At 39.8% G+C, this 16,217-nt stretch carries 13 protein-coding genes; 4 read left to right on the top strand and 9 right to left on the bottom strand.

Annotated features, from left to right (window positions below; all coding sequences use genetic code 11):
• Window positions 1-5 precede the first annotated feature (5 nt).
• Window positions 6-959, top strand: a complete 954-nt coding sequence (locus IMPJCBKJ_RS03565; protein ID WP_138598883.1) for an ion transporter — start codon at window positions 6-8, stop codon at window positions 957-959.
• A gap of 21 nt (window positions 960-980) precedes the next feature.
• Here IMPJCBKJ_RS03565 and IMPJCBKJ_RS03560 read toward each other — a convergent pair whose 3' ends face one another.
• Genes IMPJCBKJ_RS03560 through IMPJCBKJ_RS03550 form a run of 3 tightly spaced genes read right to left on the bottom strand, consistent with a single transcriptional unit; the run spans window position 981 to window position 6,130 of the window.
• Window positions 981-5,486, bottom strand: a complete 4,506-nt coding sequence (locus IMPJCBKJ_RS03560; protein WP_166338840.1) for an EAL domain-containing protein — start codon at window positions 5,484-5,486, stop codon at window positions 981-983.
• Between the two features lie 15 nt (window positions 5,487-5,501).
• Window positions 5,502-5,927 (bottom strand): GNAT family N-acetyltransferase, encoded by a 426-nt coding sequence (locus IMPJCBKJ_RS03555; protein ID WP_054552678.1) that lies wholly within the window; start codon window positions 5,925-5,927, stop codon window positions 5,502-5,504.
• A 2-nt stretch (window positions 5,928-5,929) separates the two neighbouring features.
• On the bottom strand, window positions 5,930-6,130 hold the full coding sequence (locus tag IMPJCBKJ_RS03550; RefSeq protein ID WP_036966037.1) for a DUF3283 family protein: 201 nt from the start codon (window positions 6,128-6,130) through the stop codon (window positions 5,930-5,932).
• A 151-nt stretch (window positions 6,131-6,281) separates the two neighbouring features.
• Here IMPJCBKJ_RS03550 and IMPJCBKJ_RS03545 point away from each other — a divergent pair, with 151 nt between their 5' ends.
• A complete protein-coding gene (locus IMPJCBKJ_RS03545) occupies window positions 6,282-6,986 on the top strand; it encodes a transporter substrate-binding domain-containing protein (protein ID WP_166338838.1) in 705 nt (234 codons plus the stop codon).
• Here IMPJCBKJ_RS03545 and IMPJCBKJ_RS03540 read toward each other — a convergent pair.
• The 4 genes from IMPJCBKJ_RS03540 to zntR form a co-directional block, all read right to left on the bottom strand.
• Window positions 6,983-7,228, bottom strand: a complete 246-nt coding sequence (locus IMPJCBKJ_RS03540) for a DUF1289 domain-containing protein (protein WP_138616262.1) — start codon at window positions 7,226-7,228, stop codon at window positions 6,983-6,985. The two genes, IMPJCBKJ_RS03545 and IMPJCBKJ_RS03540, sit on opposite strands and share 4 nt — an antisense overlap.
• A 99-nt stretch (window positions 7,229-7,327) precedes the next feature.
• Window positions 7,328-8,458 (bottom strand): 1-acyl-sn-glycerol-3-phosphate acyltransferase, encoded by a 1,131-nt coding sequence (locus tag IMPJCBKJ_RS03535; RefSeq protein ID WP_166338836.1) that lies wholly within the window; start codon window positions 8,456-8,458, stop codon window positions 7,328-7,330.
• A gap of 155 nt (window positions 8,459-8,613) precedes the next feature.
• The gene (locus IMPJCBKJ_RS03530) at window positions 8,614-9,843 is read right to left on the bottom strand and encodes an SO_0444 family Cu/Zn efflux transporter (RefSeq protein ID WP_138616258.1); all 1,230 of its coding nucleotides are present in this window, start codon (window positions 9,841-9,843) and stop codon (window positions 8,614-8,616) included.
• The gene (gene zntR, locus IMPJCBKJ_RS03525; RefSeq protein ID WP_082874003.1) at window positions 9,827-10,240 is read right to left on the bottom strand and encodes a Zn(2+)-responsive transcriptional regulator; all 414 of its coding nucleotides are present in this window, start codon (window positions 10,238-10,240) and stop codon (window positions 9,827-9,829) included. The genes IMPJCBKJ_RS03530 and zntR overlap by 17 nt, the downstream gene beginning before the upstream one ends.
• A 94-nt stretch (window positions 10,241-10,334) precedes the next feature.
• Between zntR and IMPJCBKJ_RS03520 the strand changes: the two genes are divergently transcribed.
• Window positions 10,335-11,279, top strand: a complete 945-nt coding sequence (locus IMPJCBKJ_RS03520; RefSeq protein WP_166338834.1) for a D-2-hydroxyacid dehydrogenase — start codon at window positions 10,335-10,337, stop codon at window positions 11,277-11,279.
• Window positions 11,280-11,442: 163 nt separating this feature from the next.
• A complete protein-coding gene (locus tag IMPJCBKJ_RS03515) occupies window positions 11,443-11,823 on the top strand; it encodes a DUF3192 domain-containing protein (RefSeq protein ID WP_054552683.1) in 381 nt (126 codons plus the stop codon).
• 37 nt (window positions 11,824-11,860) lie between these two features.
• On the opposite strand, the gene IMPJCBKJ_RS03510 is transcribed toward IMPJCBKJ_RS03515, so the two are convergent.
• Both IMPJCBKJ_RS03510 and IMPJCBKJ_RS03505 read right to left on the bottom strand, forming a co-directional pair.
• Window positions 11,861-12,784 (bottom strand): diguanylate cyclase, encoded by a 924-nt coding sequence (locus tag IMPJCBKJ_RS03510; RefSeq protein ID WP_054552684.1) that lies wholly within the window; start codon window positions 12,782-12,784, stop codon window positions 11,861-11,863.
• A complete protein-coding gene (locus tag IMPJCBKJ_RS03505) occupies window positions 12,753-16,181 on the bottom strand; it encodes an ATP-binding protein (RefSeq protein ID WP_166338832.1) in 3,429 nt (1,142 codons plus the stop codon). Before IMPJCBKJ_RS03505 ends, IMPJCBKJ_RS03510 begins: the two co-directional genes overlap by 32 nt.
• Between the last annotated feature and the right edge of the window lie 36 nt (window positions 16,182-16,217).

Here is a 16,217-nt window from a genome sequence, read left to right as displayed (position 1 = left end):
GGATCATTATTTTGCATCGTTTAAGAAATTACACTGCACGAGTTTTTGAAGGTAATGGTAAATATCGACGTGTAGGACGCGCACTTGACGTGTTTTTGATGTCGCTGATCATGATCAATGTAGTGGCAATTGTTTTGGAGTCGGTTGGCCCTTTAGCAAAGCAGTATCATTATGAATTTTTAATGATTGAGCTGATTTCTGTTGCTATTTTCAGCCTAGAATATGTGCTCAGGCTTTGGTCATGTGTAGATAAAAGCGTGCACAAAGAAAGCACGCTGAGAAACTCAAAGATTCGTATTAGGTATTTCTTCTCGCCCATGGCGCTGATTGATCTCATTGCGATTTTACCCACCATTCTAATGATGTTTGTGAGTGTTGATTTACGTTTCTTACGAGTACTTAGGTTAATGCGTATTTTTAAGCTCACTCGTTATTCAAGAGCGATGCAGCTATTACTAAACTCGTTTAAAGAAGAAAGCAGTTCACTGCTTGCTGCATTTTTTATAATGGCCGTGGTCTTGATCATCGCCTCATGCGGTATTTATTTAATTGAACATGATGTGCAGCCCGATAAATTTGGCTCTATACCTGCTGCAATGTGGTGGGCCATGGTGACACTTACAACCGTTGGTTATGGCGATGTGGTGCCTGTGACTCCTCTAGGCCGCTTATTTGGTGGTGCTATCACACTAGTGAGTATGGGCATGGTGGCAATTCCAACTGGTTTGCTAGCTTCAAGCTTTTCTGAACAGTTACGTAAACGCAGACAAGTGTTTACCGATGCAGTACATGAAGCCATTGAAGACGGCCACTTATCGCCAGTTGAAGAAGAACATTTAGAGAACTTACGCTATAAACTAGGCTTAAGTCAGCAAGAGGCGAACAAAGCGATTCATAACGAACTTAAAAACCGCAATCGTAATTTATATTGCCGCCACTGCGGTAAACGCCAAGATTAACTAAAGGGTAAAGCTTTGGCTTTACCCTAAAAACTCATCATCCCACAGGGTGTCTAAAAGCGCTTTTACTTCATCACCTGCTACAGGTTTACTAAATAGATAACCTTGAAAGTACTCACAGCCTAAAGAGCGTAAGAACTGCAATTGAGTGCGGTTTTCAACGCCTTCGGCAACACATTCTTTACCCAAGCTTTTTGCCAGCGTAAGCGTTGAGTTGATAATCGCTTCATCACCTTTATCAATACCAATATCATTAACAAAGCTTTTATCAATTTTTAGCACATCAACCGGAAAGCGTTTTAAGTAGGTCAGTGACGCATAGCCAGTTCCAAAGTCATCCATATAAATCCGACAACCAAGGGCCTTGAGTTTATCCATGCTCTGCTGTGCTTTATCTGAATCATGCATCATGACTGATTCAGTAATTTCAAAAACCACCGCACTGGCAGGCACTTTACTAGCTTCAAGCGCCTTATGAATATTTTCAACTAAGTTTACACTTTCAAAATCAAGAGCAGATAAATTAATCGAAATATATAAATCAGGATGCGTCGTGCGCCATTGACGAAGCTCAATCAAAGCTCGTGATAAAGTCTGCAGCATTATTTTGGTAATTAACCCTGAGCTTTCTGCCGCGTTCGCAAAATCTTCAGGCTTATATTCATCTTTATTTGGCCAACGTAAAAGTACTTCTAGCCCCGCAACTTGGCGTGACTCAGCACTGACTATTGGCTGATAAAAATTACAAAACTCATGCTCTTGGTAAGCTTTACTTAACTGCGATTCTAAATGCAAAGTACGTTGCACTTGTAAGTTCATTTCTTGCTTATAAAACTGATAACCACCTTCGACCAGTTGTTTGGCGTGATACAGAGCCACATTAGATGCTTTTAATAATGCTTTGGTGGTTTGCGCATCATCAGGATAAACAGCAACTCCCACACTGAAGTTTACTTTTACTGCTTGTTGGCTGAGCTCGATATGCGATTCAACACTATCCATCACTCGTCCACACAATGATAAAAGCTCATCTACTTGTTTAAAGTCTTCAGCTAAAATAACAAACTCATCACCATCAAAACGTGCAAGACTATCTTGCGGTCTGAGAACTTGCTTTAGACGTTTAGCAACACGTTTCAGTAACTCGTCTGACTCTTCCCGACCGAGTGAATCATTAAAATATTTAAAGCGTTTAATATTAATATTTAGCAAAGCGACTTTATTTTGATGATAAGCAGCTTGCTCAATTGCATGATTAACTCGGTCATTAAATAGCGTTTTATTTGGCAAACCTGTTAAGGCGTCATAGTTAGCCAATAAGTGTAATTCACTCTCTGCCAATTTTTGCGCGCTAATATCAGTCACGATTATGACGTAACTATCTAGCTGACGATTACTTCCTGCAACAGCACTAATTTTAATTAATACTTGGCGCTTTTCACCAGTTGCTACCTCTACAACGTCTTCAGCTGAGAAATGCTCGCCAGACTGCAGCTTTTGCATCACTCTTAAATAATGTATGCGGGCTGCAATAGACAAACCGAGTGTTAGCGAGCGACTAGAACGAGGTTCAGCCGGAAAACCAAATGCATCTTGAAATGATTTGTTAGTAGCTCGAATTCGCAGATTTTTATCTAAGATAAACACCCAATCGCGAGTTTGCTCAAACGCTGCCCCAAACAAGCGCGCGTTTTCTTCAAATACGAGCTCTCGTGTCATATTGGTATAGGTACCGGCTACTTTTTCTGGCGCATTATCTTGCCACTCAACTACTTTGCCAAAATCTTTATACCAGCGCCAATTGCCATCAGCATGGCGTAATCGGTAGGTGCAATTAAAATAACCTTTTTGTGTTGATAAAAACTCTAACCACTCTAAGCGGAAAGTTTGCTTATCGTGAGGGTGAATTCTTGCTAAGTAATCATCTAAATTAACACTGTCTGTTTCATAGCCTAGCTCATTCTTAAGGCGCGGTTGATATATAATTGGACTTTGTGAAGACCAATCCCACACACCTGAATGACTCCCTTCAAGCGCTAACTTTAAGCGTGCTTCACTTTCTTTACTTTCTTTATGAGCGGCAAGCAAAATTTGTTGCATACGATTTCGTCTAAAAACCCAAGCAGCGACAAAAAGTGCAACTAATAAAACATACAAAACAATGAATTGCGGAGCACGCCAAAGTGGGTACTTTACTTCAATATTTAATATAGCGGGTGGCGTTAACTCCCCTGTTAATGGATCTTTTGCCCATACTTTGAGTTGATACTTACCCGCACTAAGTTTTGGGAATAACACCCGGTTATTATTACGGGTATAGGTTTTTTGACCATCACCGAGTTGATACTCATAAATGATACGTTCTTGATAAATAAATGCCATTGCCGAAAAGGCAACTTCTAGACCTATGTCATCATGCTCAAGAACGACACTATCAATAGGCTGCTTTAGCTCGGCAGGTAGATCACGAGACATTAAATCAAGATTAGTAATATTAACGTGATCAATTAAAGCTTGCTGGTAGTGGTTATCCATAGGAGAAAAGTAAGTAAACCCTTTGAGCGTACCATAGACAATTTGCCCTGACTCAAGCTTTGTAAAAGCACCACTATTAAACTCTGTAGAGAATAGCCCCTCTGAGCCTGTAAATTGTTGAAAGTGAAGATTATTAGGATTAAGCCGCCAAAGCCCTTTATGGCTGCTCATCCAAATCATACCCGCTTCATCAAGTACCATGTCATATAACAAGGTTCCTAATTTATTTTTTTCAAGGTCAATGGTATAGATATGCTCATAGGTGCTAGCATCTAGGCCGATCAAGCCAAAGTTAGAAAGCGATAACCACAGTACATTGTTATTATCTATGATGTATGACATCACATTAACGGCTACATTTTCGTGTTGCTCGGGAACAGTATAAATCGTTGTCAACTCGAAAGACTGCGGATCAACCTGATATAAAATACCTGCATTATAAAATAAAGGCGCATCGGGCTTAGAAGATAAGGCGGGTAAGAACCCATAAGCTAAAAATGGCTCAAATTCATCAAATTTCCCACCAAGTCGGGTCACTTTTTGGCTATCAATATTGTATACAAACATGCCGTAATCAGGGTGGACATAGTAAAGATCACCCGATGGCATTAATAATATGCCATGCACCCAGTCGTTTATTAAAACCTGATTTTCAGGATTTGCAGCCTTAACAGGTGACGCTTGTTTTGTGTCTGGATCAAAACTCAAAATTCCCCTGTTAGTGTGTAACCACAACTTATCTTTATAGGGCATTATTTGGTAAACGCTGAACTCTGTCGTTATTAAGTCAACTTGGTAGTCTTTTAAGAACACTTCACTTTCGTTAGTCTGTAAGTCAACCGCTGTTAAACCGTTGTGTGTGGCCAGCCAAAGCCTATTTTTAAACTCCGCAATACTCCAAATCGAGTGATGTGATAAACCATCACCTTTCAGTGAGTTAGCAGTCACATTAATAAAGTTGTAATTATCATAAGATAAATAAAAGGCCCCATCATTTTTTGTCGCCAGCCACATGCCACCCGATTTATCTTTTACAACATCAATAATACTGTTATCAGCTAACGTATAGCCGCCTTCCCGTAAACGCTTATTTTTATTAAGCTCTGCTGTTACTAGGTCATATTCAAACAATCCTTTATCCGTACCTAAAGTAATCGCATCTTTTTCTTGAATGATGGTCCAAATATTCAAATCTTTTATTAAGGTTTTATTAGAGAAAGGCTTATTAGGAGTCTCAAACATCGCTTCTAAATTACTGATATCAACTTGATACAAACCTCTGACAGCACCGACTAGTAGCGTTGTTTGATCGATTACTGCAAATGATTTCACATAATTTTGATAAATATGACTTGGTTTTTGCTGTAAGTGCTCAAGCTTACGAACATCACCGCTAGCAATTTGATATACATAAGCGCCATTACTTGTGCCCATAAAAATAAATCCGTTATAAGCATACAGCTCTCTTATAACACTGCTTTTTACACGCTCAGGGATTTCAAAAATTGAAGTGACTTGTTTTGTTTCTAAATCCAACTTGGCAAAGTCCCAACCCCGACCAAGCCATAGTGTTTTGTCATCAACAGCCACCATACTAAACACCGACTCAATAAAAATTTGCTCTTCTGTGGTGGGTTTAGCAATAAACTGCTGATAAGTATCGGAAGTGGGATCATAACGGAATAAACCCGCTTGTAGCGAAGCTATCCAAATATAGCCTTGAGGATCTTGGTAAATACGGTCAATGATGGCATCTTCAAGCTCACCATTAGGTCCTTTGATATGAACAACCTGATAGCCGTCGTAGCGATTAAGCCCCCCCTCAGTCGATAGCCAAAGATAGCCACTGTTATCAATGAGCATGGTGTTTACATAACTTTGCGATAAGCCTTCGCTGGTTGATAACCGTTTAACCTGTGAATAAGCGCAGTGGCTAAACAAGATAAAGCTCAAAAATAAAAAAATGGTTATACTAGAAAAGAACTTAGTCATTGACGTTCCAAATTGCTAACTTGGCACTGTGTCACGCGTAAAGTGCATCGCAACAATTTTTCGGTGTGCATAAAGTTCAAATAGTGATTGCAAGGAGTTTGGTAATGTTAATATATAGTTAAACCCATTTTGTAGATAAAAATCAATCAGATTTTGGTACACGAAGGTAAAAACAACCTTCTTTTGCCGAGCGGTTACGGCCGCAAGTAGCTGCGAAGCAACCCTTTGACCACGCCATAATTCATCTACATAAAGAGTAGACAAAAATAATAGCCCTGATTGGTCTTGTACTCTACACGCCGCGATTATCTCAGAATCTTTATAGGCAACCCATACTTGGTCAGCCTTGGTTGCTCGGCCACGTGCATTGTGTTTATCATAAAATTTATTTACTAACGGCGTTTTAATTGGCTCAAGTAAACAAAATCTAAACGCTGCCATGACTAGCTCATTAACGAAAGGTAATGCTCAAATTGTTGCTTAAGAAAAGCCTGCTCAGACATAGGACGATTATTTATTGCAGTATAAACACCTTCACGCGTATTTTTACCGCGCTTTATTTGATAAGCCCAAAATGATGCTTCGTAGTCCAATTGAATTTGATATTTTTGCTCTCTTGGCAATTTACATAAATTGAAACTCATACTTTCTCAGCTTTAATAATTTGATTTATCTAGTATAACAAAATTCAAACCGTTTAATCCGATAAATTAGCCCAAAAAAGCCTCTGACGAAACTTGATTTTAGCAACACTTGCCAGTAAATTAACGAGCAATTTATGTACGCAAGGAACGCATGTTGTCAAAATATCTGAGCCACAGATTCGCCTTTTTATTATTATTCTTTTGCTTTTCAAGTTTAGCCAATACCCACACTCTCTTTTTTAATCGTCCTGCTGATACTCCACAAGCTCGCTTTGTTATTGATTTACTTAAAATGGCCTATAAAGAAATTGGCTACGAAATAAGTATCATTGATTTTAGCCATCAAAATGCGCTGGAAGCCGCAAATCAAGGTGTATTAGATGGTCAGCTTGGTCGCATTGCTGATGTCAAAGAAGGCTATCCAAACTTAATAAAAGTGAACTACCCTTTATTTGATTTTAATTTAATCCTGCTAAAAAACTGCAAAACATGCTATTACCCAAAACTAAAATCGCTCGCAATCCAATCAAGTTACCCTGCAGCACAGAGTTACATTGAACGACACCCTTTTAAAGGTGATGTAATAAAAGTTAGAAATGTCACGGCTCAATTGAATCTACTTACGCAAAATCGTGTTGAAGGCGCAATTTTACTCGATTTTATGTTATCAACTAAACACCCTGACTTTGATCAAGATGCATTTCACAAACAAGTGCTGATGCCAATGCAGAGCTATCATTTTGTTCATAAACGTCATGAGAAACTAATACCCAAACTAACTAGAGTACTAGAGGAATTTGATGAAAATGGCACGGTGCAATTTTTAAAATCAAAGTACAATCTCACCGAATTTTAGAAATCAAACCCTCCTTGCTCAGGCGTTGATTGTTGATTTTCAGCTTGTTGCTTTTTCTGAAGGTAACGTTTGTAACGCTGTTGGCATAGACTGATCACTTTACGTTTTTCTGCATTGGTAAACTTATTCCAATAAAATCGCTCATCACGACTACGATAGCAGCCTTTACAATAACCCCGGTTATTAACTTGGCATATCCCTTTGCAAGGGCTTGGAATTTCAAATATTTCAATCTGTTGCATCACAAATGCCGGTTAATAAGTAATATTAAAAGTATAGCCTGAAAATTAACCATAAAAAAAGCCACTTTAAAAAGTGGCTTCTTAAACTATTTGTTTCGCTTACTTAGACTCGCTTGTTGCAAGTTCTGCTTTACGATGAAAAGGCTTAGCGTACATAGCTAATACCAAAGGCTTTAACTCCTCTGGCACTTTTGCGATACGCTCATTAAATGCAGCGGCATCTTTTTCATCAATCACAGCTTGCGTACAACCACCTGCAATATAATTGCCTGGGTGTAAGAAAAACGAATCAACAATTTGCTGATCAATAGTTTTTGCCAGCTCTTCAGGCGATTCACAGCCCGACTCAATTGGCTCGCCAAACGCTAAATGTACATGCCCTTTGGCGGTGCTAAAACCTTCAACAATACTAGCTATGTCTTCACCCTGCTGTTTCACATACTGACCATGTTGCTGTTTATGATAAAGCTCTTTCGCTTTAGCAATCGCGCATGGCTCGTATTGATAAGAGATAGACACAGGTACAATTTTTAATTCGCGTACGTATTCAGCAAACTCTTTCTTCTGCTTGCGGCCTTGTAACTGCAACATTTTAAGCAGGGCAGGATCTGTTTGGTCAAAACCGTCTTTTGCTCGGCCTTCTTTTTGCGCTATCCAAATTGAGTGGCCTTCAGCAAGTGAGTCATAAATATAAGCAGACAGCTGCGACAGCGCTTTTAGCATCTCTTTCGGTGCTTTCGCTGAGCGCTTCACAATAAAGCTCTTGTTTAAACGCATTAACTCAGTGATATAAGGAATTTGCAGTAAGTTATCACCAATTGCGATACGAACTGTCGGCATGTTGTGCTTAAACAAGCCCCAATTAACGAGCGCAGGATCAAGCACTATATCGCGGTGATTAGAGATAAATAAGTAAGCTTGTTTTGGGTCTAGTTTATCAATGCCCGAAAACGTTACCTCTGAAGTAGTGCGGGTGATTAGTTTGTTCAAATAATCAGCCACTTCGTGCTGAACTTGCTCAACCGATGCGGTGTTACCCCACTTTTTACGCAGCTGGCTGCGCACTAATGGGCGAGTAATAAATGGGAAGTTCGATAAAAAGCGCGGTAAGTTATACTTAGCGATTACATCTACAAAGGCATTATCAGCAATCAAACGCGCTACTGAGTCAGCTACTTCATCATCATTGTAAGGTCTTATGTCGGCGTATTTATCCACACTTTCACTCATTAAAAACTACTTAAGTTAAAAAACGGCACGCAAAGCGTACCGTTAAAAATAATTGGCGGATTATAACTCAGGCAATTTTAAATGCGAACCGAGACGCGATAGTTAACCAAATTAAATGCCAATTAATGTAGAAAATATTTATCTATAACAAATAATTAAGCAATGCTCTTACCAGTTTGTGAGGATTTTTTTAATACCATTTTTAACAGCAATCTGAGTATTAAAATTGCCAACACAATACCTGCAGCAAGGCTTAACCAATGAGGTAGAACCTCGTGCTCTTCACCCATCATCGGCGCTACCACAAAACCATATTGCGCCACTAAATAATCGGTTAAAAAACCAAAAGCCAGTGCCGTGCCAATCACACCTATTAGGTAGGCAAATACCGCTCGCTTGCCAAGCTCTTTACCAACGACACCAAGCGTTGCGATATTGGTTGCCGGCCCAGCTAACATAAACACCAGCACAGCCCCCGGAGATACACCACTGAGTAATAAACCTGCCGCTATAGGTGTCGATGCAGTTGCACAAATATACATAGGAATACTGATTAAAATAACCACCAGCATAGCAAGGATGCCATTCCCCCACTGGCTTAAAAAAGATTCTGGTACATAAGTTTGTACAAGCGCTGCAAAGAATAAACCGATCATTAGCCAAATCATGGTGTCTTCAAGCAGCTTATTGCAACTAAAGCTCACCGCGCGTTTCAGTTTGCTAAAACGACTTTCAACGGCTTTGGTTGGCTGCTCACTGCTACAACAGCTTTTCTGTATAGGCGCTGCTTTTTCTGTTGAGCAACTTTGTTGCTGCTCCTGTATTGGTTGCGATTCCTTGCTACTACAACAACTTTGTGCGGGCTTTGCTGGCGCCTCTTTACTGCAACAGCTCGTTGTGGTCACAGGCTTTGGCTGTTTACTACTACAACAAGAGTCTGCTTTAGTACTTTCTTTATCTGATTCTGTACTTTGTACTTGTTGGAGTTCACTGTCTTTCCCCACTAAGACGCCGGCCACAATGGCGCTGCACACGGCGGCAATAGGACGTATTATCGCCATAAATGGGCCTAGCAACACATAAGATACCGAAACCGAATCGACCCCAGTTTCAGGGGTTGAAACTAAAAATGCGGTGGTGGCACTTTTCGATGCCCCCGCTCTTCTTAAACCAATGGCTGCTGGGATCACACCACATGAGCACAAGGGCATTGGAGCACCTATAAAGGCTGCTTTAACTGTGGTCCACAACCCTTCTTTGCCTAAATGCCGGTTAAGAAAGTTAGCAGGCAAATATACATTGAGAAGACCTGCTATGAATAAGCCCAGCATTAACCAAGGTGCTGAGAGTAAAAACAGATGCCAAAAATTATTGAGTAAGTCCATCGATATCCTCCAGCGTCGTTAGTATTGAGCAGTTTTCAGCAGGCTCTTCACCGCCACAACATTTATCTGCCAACAATGAAAGTGAGTCATAAAAGCGAGTAAGCTCTGCAATTCTTTGTGCAACGAGGTCACGTTTTTGTAACGTCATTTCTTTAACTTCATGACAAGAATGCTGATCTTTATGAAACTTAATTTGCAATAACTCTTTAATCTCAGCCAAACTAAAGCCAACATTCTTTGCTCTGAGAATAAACGCCATTTGTTTATAGTCATTCTCAGAATAAAAACGATATCCCACGTCTGAACGCGAACTAGGCGTTAACAAACCATGCTTTTCGTAGTACCGTAGCGTATCTGTTGAGACACCCAACTGACGGGCAAACTCACCTATTTTCATCACCGTCTCCATTGTGAAGCGTTTATTTATTATGCTCACTATAAACCTTGGAGTACACCCCAAGGTCAAGCAATAAATTAAAAAAGGAAAGCACATGAATATTACTGTCCTTGATGCAGCAACATTAGCCAACACGTCGTTAGATGCTTTAGCGCAATTAGGAAAACTTACTTGTTACGATTTAACTGCTCAAGAACAGGTTATTGAGCGCTGCCAAGATGCCGATATCCTTATCAGTAATAAAGTGGTGATTGATCAGCACGCCATGAGCAAATTACCTAATTTAAAATTAATATGTGTTGCAGCGACTGGGACTAACAACATTGATTTAATAGCAGCCAAAGAGCATAGCATTGCGGTGACCAATGTCGCGGGCTATTCAACACCGAGCGTGGTGCAGCACACCTTTACTCTCATCACTAACTTACTGGGCAATACTCACAGATATATTAATGATTGCCAGCAAGGCTTATGGCAGCAAAGTCCTATGTTTTGCCGTTTAGATTACAGCTTTAAAGAAATTGCCGGCAAAACATTGGCAATTATTGGTTACGGTTCACTAGGTAAAGCCGTTGCCGATGTAGCGCGTGCTTTTGGTGCTAATGTCATCATCAGTGAACGAAAAGGCCATGCACCTCGTGAAGGTCGTGTTAGTTTTAATGATGCCCTAACCATAGCGGATATTATTAGTGTTCACTGCCCGCTTACTGATGAAACACGCAACCAAATCGCCGCGACAGAATTAAGCATGATGAAACCGTCAGCTATCATTATTAATACTGCTCGTGGTGGGATTATCAATGAAGCCGATTTAGCTGACGCATTAGCTAATAATGTTATTGCCGGAGCTGGTGTTGATGTACTCAGTAAAGAACCTGCAGAGCAATCAAATCCGCTGGCACAGTATAAAGGCGCAAACTTATTACTTACTCCGCATATTGCTTGGGCCAGCCAAGAATCTATCGTGCGTTTAGTTAACGAAATTGCTTTGAATATCCAAGCATTTAATCAAGGCGAGATGCGTAACAGGTTGGTCTAAATCGCAATTTATTAGTCAATAGAGCTAAGTAGTTAGTAATTTATTACTTGGCTCTTTACCTAAAAACAACCTAAGAAACTGATTTAATTTACTTTTATAAGTTTGGCAAGTAGTTTGCAATTAAGTGAACAACTATAAAACAATTTCTACGGGATAAAATAACATGAAAAAAGCACTTCTAATTGCCGCGCTAACTGCACCATTTTTAACTGGTTGTGTCATTGCTGTTTCTGACGGTGAAGCAGACACACATTGGGCTGGTAGCTCATCTAGCTGGCAAAAGCAGCATAAAAATAACCGTGAAGTGATCTCTAATCTTGCATTAGATACCAGCTATCAAACTGTATTAAACAAACTAAATACTCCTAACTTTACCGAGTTATTAAAGCAGGGTGATGATGTGTACCAAGTATTATTCTATGCAACCCATAGTATTCATTCTGATGGCAAGATGACTAAAGACGAATGTACACCACTGGTATTTAAAAATGATAAGTTAATTGGTGTGGGTGATACGATTTATAAATCACTTAGCAATGGCTAGCTTGCATATTTAAATTCTGTAAGTAGGCAGCTATTGCCTACTTATGTTCACTCATAGCTATCATTCTCGATACTATCTGATCACGCCCAGCATCTTTTGCCTGATAAAGACCTAAATCAGCTTCTTCAAGTAATGTTTGCTCTGCATACACCTGGCCATTTTCCGTGGTCGCAATACCAATACTAATTGTGACATGGTCGGCATTTAGTGACGCTTTATGCGGAATATTTAACTCATTAACGGCATTACGTAATTTGTTTGCAAACGACATAGCTTCTTTTGCAGAGGTATTTGGAAGTACTGCTGCAAACTCTTCACCGCCATAACGAGCAACAAAGTCACTACCTCGCTCACATGCTCCAACTAAGGCATGAGCAATTTGTTTTAAACAATCATCGCCTGCTCGGTGACCATAACAATCGTTGTAACGTTTAAAGTGATCAACATCCATTAATAATACTGATAATGGTGTTTGATCACGACGACAACGACGCCACTCTCGCGCTAAGTTTTCATCTAAATAACGTCGGTTTGGGATCTCTGTTAGGCCATCAATTGAGGCGAGCATTTCAAGCAAGTCATTTTTTTGTTTGATCATTAATTGATTGCGCACACGTGCACGAACGATCGCTGCACTAAAAGGTTTGGTGATGTAATCCATCGCCCCTAATTCTAACCCTTTAGCTTCATCATCATGGCTAGTATTTGCCGAGATAAAGATTACCGGTAGCATGCTTGTCGTTGCGTTTTCTTTTAATTTGTTGAGTACTTCATAGCCGTCGATTCCTGGCATTACAATATCCAAGATCAACAGATCCACACTTTGTGTTTTTAGAAACGTCAGTGCTTTTTCACCACTCTCAACACAAAAAACATCATAGTCTTGCTGTAATGTTTTTTCTAATACCAAGCGGTTTAACGGATCGTCATCAACAATCAGTACCTTGGCTCTTTTCAACATCAGTAGATCCTTGTTCGATGATAAAGGCAATAACCTGTTTTATTTGGCATTGCAACTCATCAATTAATTGTTCGGAAAGTTCACCTTTAGCTTTTAGTGTAGCCTCGAAATGCTGAGCGCACGCTGACAATCGTTTAAACCCAAGGTTACCAGCCGATCCTTTCACATTATGCACCACGCGGATCAACTCGTCGGTAGTCTTTAATGTAGAAATTTGTATTAACTGCTCTGCTGCCATAGTCGCAAACTTCGACAACATAGTTAATACTAACTTATTATCATTTCCAAACTGAGATAAGATAAAAGCCTTATCAAAAAAAGCTTCTTTTGAGTTTTTAAGCTCACTCATTGCTAAAAACAATTTACTCGCAACAATAGGTTTAGTTAGGTGTTTATTCATTCCTGCCGCAATTGAATGCTCAATATCTGCAGCCTCACTATGAGCGGTAAGCGCGTATATCGGCATTTGCTCTTTGGTGTATAATTGACGAATAATTCGCGTCGCTTGGCAACCATCCATCACAGGCATTTGAATATCCATAAAAATTACGTCAGGCTTGATCTCTTTAGCAATTTCTATACCTTTTTTACCATTTAGAGCACAAATGACAGTAATATCTATTTGCTCCAAAATACTCTTAATGATGCTCAAATTAAGCGGATTATCATCAACTGCAAGTACTAAAAGTCCAGATAAGTCAGTACTCGAAGGCAAACAAACTAATTCTCTTTTTGTAGGTCCTGATGCTTTATCTAGCTGTAAGCAAAAACTAAATTTGCTGCCTTTACCTTTTTCACTATCAAGTTTTATCTCTCCGCCCATTAAAGCGACTTCATATTTAACAATCGCTAAACCTAAACCGACCCCCTGATGAGAGCGTGTTAAAGACTCATCTCCTTGCGTAAAAGCATCAAATAACCGCCCTTGATCAGCCTTATTTATACCTATACCTGTATCTTTAACTGTAAAACAAATTAGTTGCTGCTCTAAAGACTCTTCAATCAGCTCTAAACACAGAGTTATTGTGCCTTGTTCAGTAAACTTGGCTGCATTTGTCAATAAATTGGCTAATACTTGCTGCAAACAAATTTGGTCGCCAATTAAGAATTCGTTGATGTTCTCGTCACGGTCAATGATAAAATCAATGCCTTTATTTGTGCATAAGGGAGTGATCACGCCTCGACTAAAATCAATTAGATCAGATAAACTCATAGGCGCTTTATTCATTTCCAGTTGAGCACTTTCGGCACGTGCAAAATCAAGCATTCGATTTAAAAGCGTCAGTAAACTATTAGCTGCTGTTTTTGCCTGCTCTGCATGAGTGCGCTGATGCTCAGTTAGCCCTTGCAATGCAATAACATCAATTAAGCCTAGTACTGCATTGAGTGGTGTGCGTATTTCATGACTGAGATTAGCAATAAAGCGGCTTTTAGCGAGCGTTGCCCGCTCAGCATCATCTTTTGCTTGCACTAAATCCGTCACATCCTGTACATGAACAACATAATAATCTGGTGTTTGCTCGGCATTCCAAACTAGGGACACACTAATTTGCAGCCAGCGCTGCTGTTCTTGCTGCTCAAGACTAAAGTGATAAACTTTTTTCTTCTCATGCAGCAGCTCTGTCAGAGTATTTTTCAACGTCTGATAAGACTGCTCAGCAAATAAGTTTGTCAACTCGAGGCCATTAACGTTTTCAATTGCAAAGATTTTTCGTGCCGCTTTATTTGCTTGCAGCACTTGATCTTCAAGTGATACCAGAAGCACCCCATTCGCTGCGTACTCCATAGCACTGCGCAATTTCGCTTCTGAGCTTTGTAGTGCATTCAGTGCATTATACTGCTCGGTAATATCACGACCAATCGCCATGGTACCAAGAAATTGCTGGTGCTCGTTGTAAAATGGCACAATGCTAAAAAGGTAAGTTTTCTCATAATTTGAAAGACGAGTTTGATACGTTTTTTTGTCTCTTAAAACCTGCTTCTCAAGTTCATTTAACTCGCCGTTATCATCGCTAATATCACATAATTGCTGGCCTACTAACTTCTCTTGTGGCAAACCAATATAGCCTTCATACGCTTTATTACAGCCTAAAAACGAGCCATCAATATTCTTAAAATAAATAAGATCCGGCACGTTATTGAGCATGGTATTTAATAACGCTAAGTGACGTTCTTTCGCATCAATACTACGACGCAATTGTTTTGACTTTACCTGTACCTGAGAGTCAAGCGCTTTATTCGCCTCTTGTAATGATTGGACGAGCTCTTCATTGCGGCTAAACACTCGTTTTACACGGCTGAACCAAGGCTGCCAATCGACAGGAATACGATAATGAACTAACGCTTGTTTACCTTCATCATGCTGCTCAAGGTAATTCATTAAGTGCGTCATTGGTTTTACAAAAATACGTTGACTCAGCCAAAAAACAGCGCTGAACATCATCACTAAAAACACACTCAAAAACGCGAATTCTAAAAAGATGTCGTAGCCAACAGGTTCACTCAGGGCCTGCTTTGATTCATAGAAACGAGTGTAAATAGGTAAGTTTGTTGCCTCTTGCACTAAATGGCTGTGGTTATTCTTGCGCATATCGACAGCAACATTCGGCCAATATTCGCTAGCACTGATGGCAGTGTTAAGCGCTGTTTTTGAGCTGGCAATAACTTGGTTATCTTGATTGATAAAAATATACTCACCATAGTTAGGCGCTATTTTCTTTAACCAGCTAGAAATTGCTTTAAGATCATAAATCAACACGATGTAATCACGACTATTGGCTGCTCGTTGCTTACCAATTGCAAAATAAGCATGGCCATTAATCGTCAACACAGAGCTTGAGGAAAGCTTATTACTATTAACTAATTGAGGCCTAAATTTGTTATCTAACACGCTGGTCAAGAATTCACTTTTTGCTGTACTTCGGCGCTTAATATAAGCAAAACCTTGCTCATTAACATAAGCCACGGCTTCTAAAGATTGAACAAGTGACAGGGTAGTATTAAAAGAGGGGCCAAGGGCGATAACTCGCCGCCATTGATTAATTGCATAAGCGGTTGAGGCAAACTTTCCTTGTCCGACTATCTCCCCCACTCCATCGCCAACACTTTGGTAGTAATAGTGATCATATTGATTCACATTGCGTGCCCAACTTGGATCAAAGTCATAAGAAAGTGGCTGCTCGTAAAGCTTGAACATGGTGTCTATAAGGCCATCTGCGGCACTCATCGCATGGCTAAGCTGAGCGGATATATTATTAAACCCGCTTTGCCTGCTTTCTATCGCCCGCTCAAGTTTTAAATTATATAGGTGTAAACACAAAAAAAACGCCACTAACAGCGGCACAATAAGTGCCACTGCTAAAGAGCGATAGTAATGCTTTAACGGTAAAAAATTCACTGGCTTATAAGTACCTTACCTCGATAAAGCTAGGTT

This window comes from Pseudoalteromonas sp. MB47, assembly GCF_011319765.1.
In the GTDB taxonomy this organism is placed as follows: domain Bacteria; phylum Pseudomonadota; class Gammaproteobacteria; order Enterobacterales; family Alteromonadaceae; genus Pseudoalteromonas; species Pseudoalteromonas simplex.
The sequence above is the reverse complement of the archived record's forward strand: the minus strand, read 5'-3'. Positions and strand labels throughout refer to the sequence as shown.

Bases quoted from the DNA above. Each gene is read 5' to 3' on its own strand.
- zntR (WP_082874003.1), bottom strand. From the start codon at position 10,240: ATGAAAATAGGTGAGTTTGCCCGTCAGTTGGGTGTCTCAACAGATACG.
- IMPJCBKJ_RS03550 (WP_036966037.1), bottom strand. From the start codon at position 6,130: ATGAGTTTCAATTTATGTAAATTGCCAAGAGAGCAAAAATATCAAATT.
- IMPJCBKJ_RS03530 (WP_138616258.1), bottom strand. From the start codon at position 9,843: ATGGACTTACTCAATAATTTTTGGCATCTGTTTTTACTCTCAGCACCT.
- IMPJCBKJ_RS03515 (WP_054552683.1), top strand. From the start codon at position 11,443: ATGAAAAAAGCACTTCTAATTGCCGCGCTAACTGCACCATTTTTAACT.
- IMPJCBKJ_RS03510 (WP_054552684.1), bottom strand. From the start codon at position 12,784: ATGTTGAAAAGAGCCAAGGTACTGATTGTTGATGACGATCCGTTAAAC.
- IMPJCBKJ_RS03520 (WP_166338834.1), top strand. From the start codon at position 10,335: ATGAATATTACTGTCCTTGATGCAGCAACATTAGCCAACACGTCGTTA.
- IMPJCBKJ_RS03545 (WP_166338838.1), top strand. From the start codon at position 6,282: ATGTTGTCAAAATATCTGAGCCACAGATTCGCCTTTTTATTATTATTC.
- IMPJCBKJ_RS03555 (WP_054552678.1), bottom strand. From the start codon at position 5,927: ATGGCAGCGTTTAGATTTTGTTTACTTGAGCCAATTAAAACGCCGTTA.
- IMPJCBKJ_RS03535 (WP_166338836.1), bottom strand. From the start codon at position 8,458: ATGAGTGAAAGTGTGGATAAATACGCCGACATAAGACCTTACAATGAT.
- IMPJCBKJ_RS03560 (WP_166338840.1), bottom strand. From the start codon at position 5,486: ATGACTAAGTTCTTTTCTAGTATAACCATTTTTTTATTTTTGAGCTTT.
- IMPJCBKJ_RS03540 (WP_138616262.1), bottom strand. From the start codon at position 7,228: ATGCAACAGATTGAAATATTTGAAATTCCAAGCCCTTGCAAAGGGATA.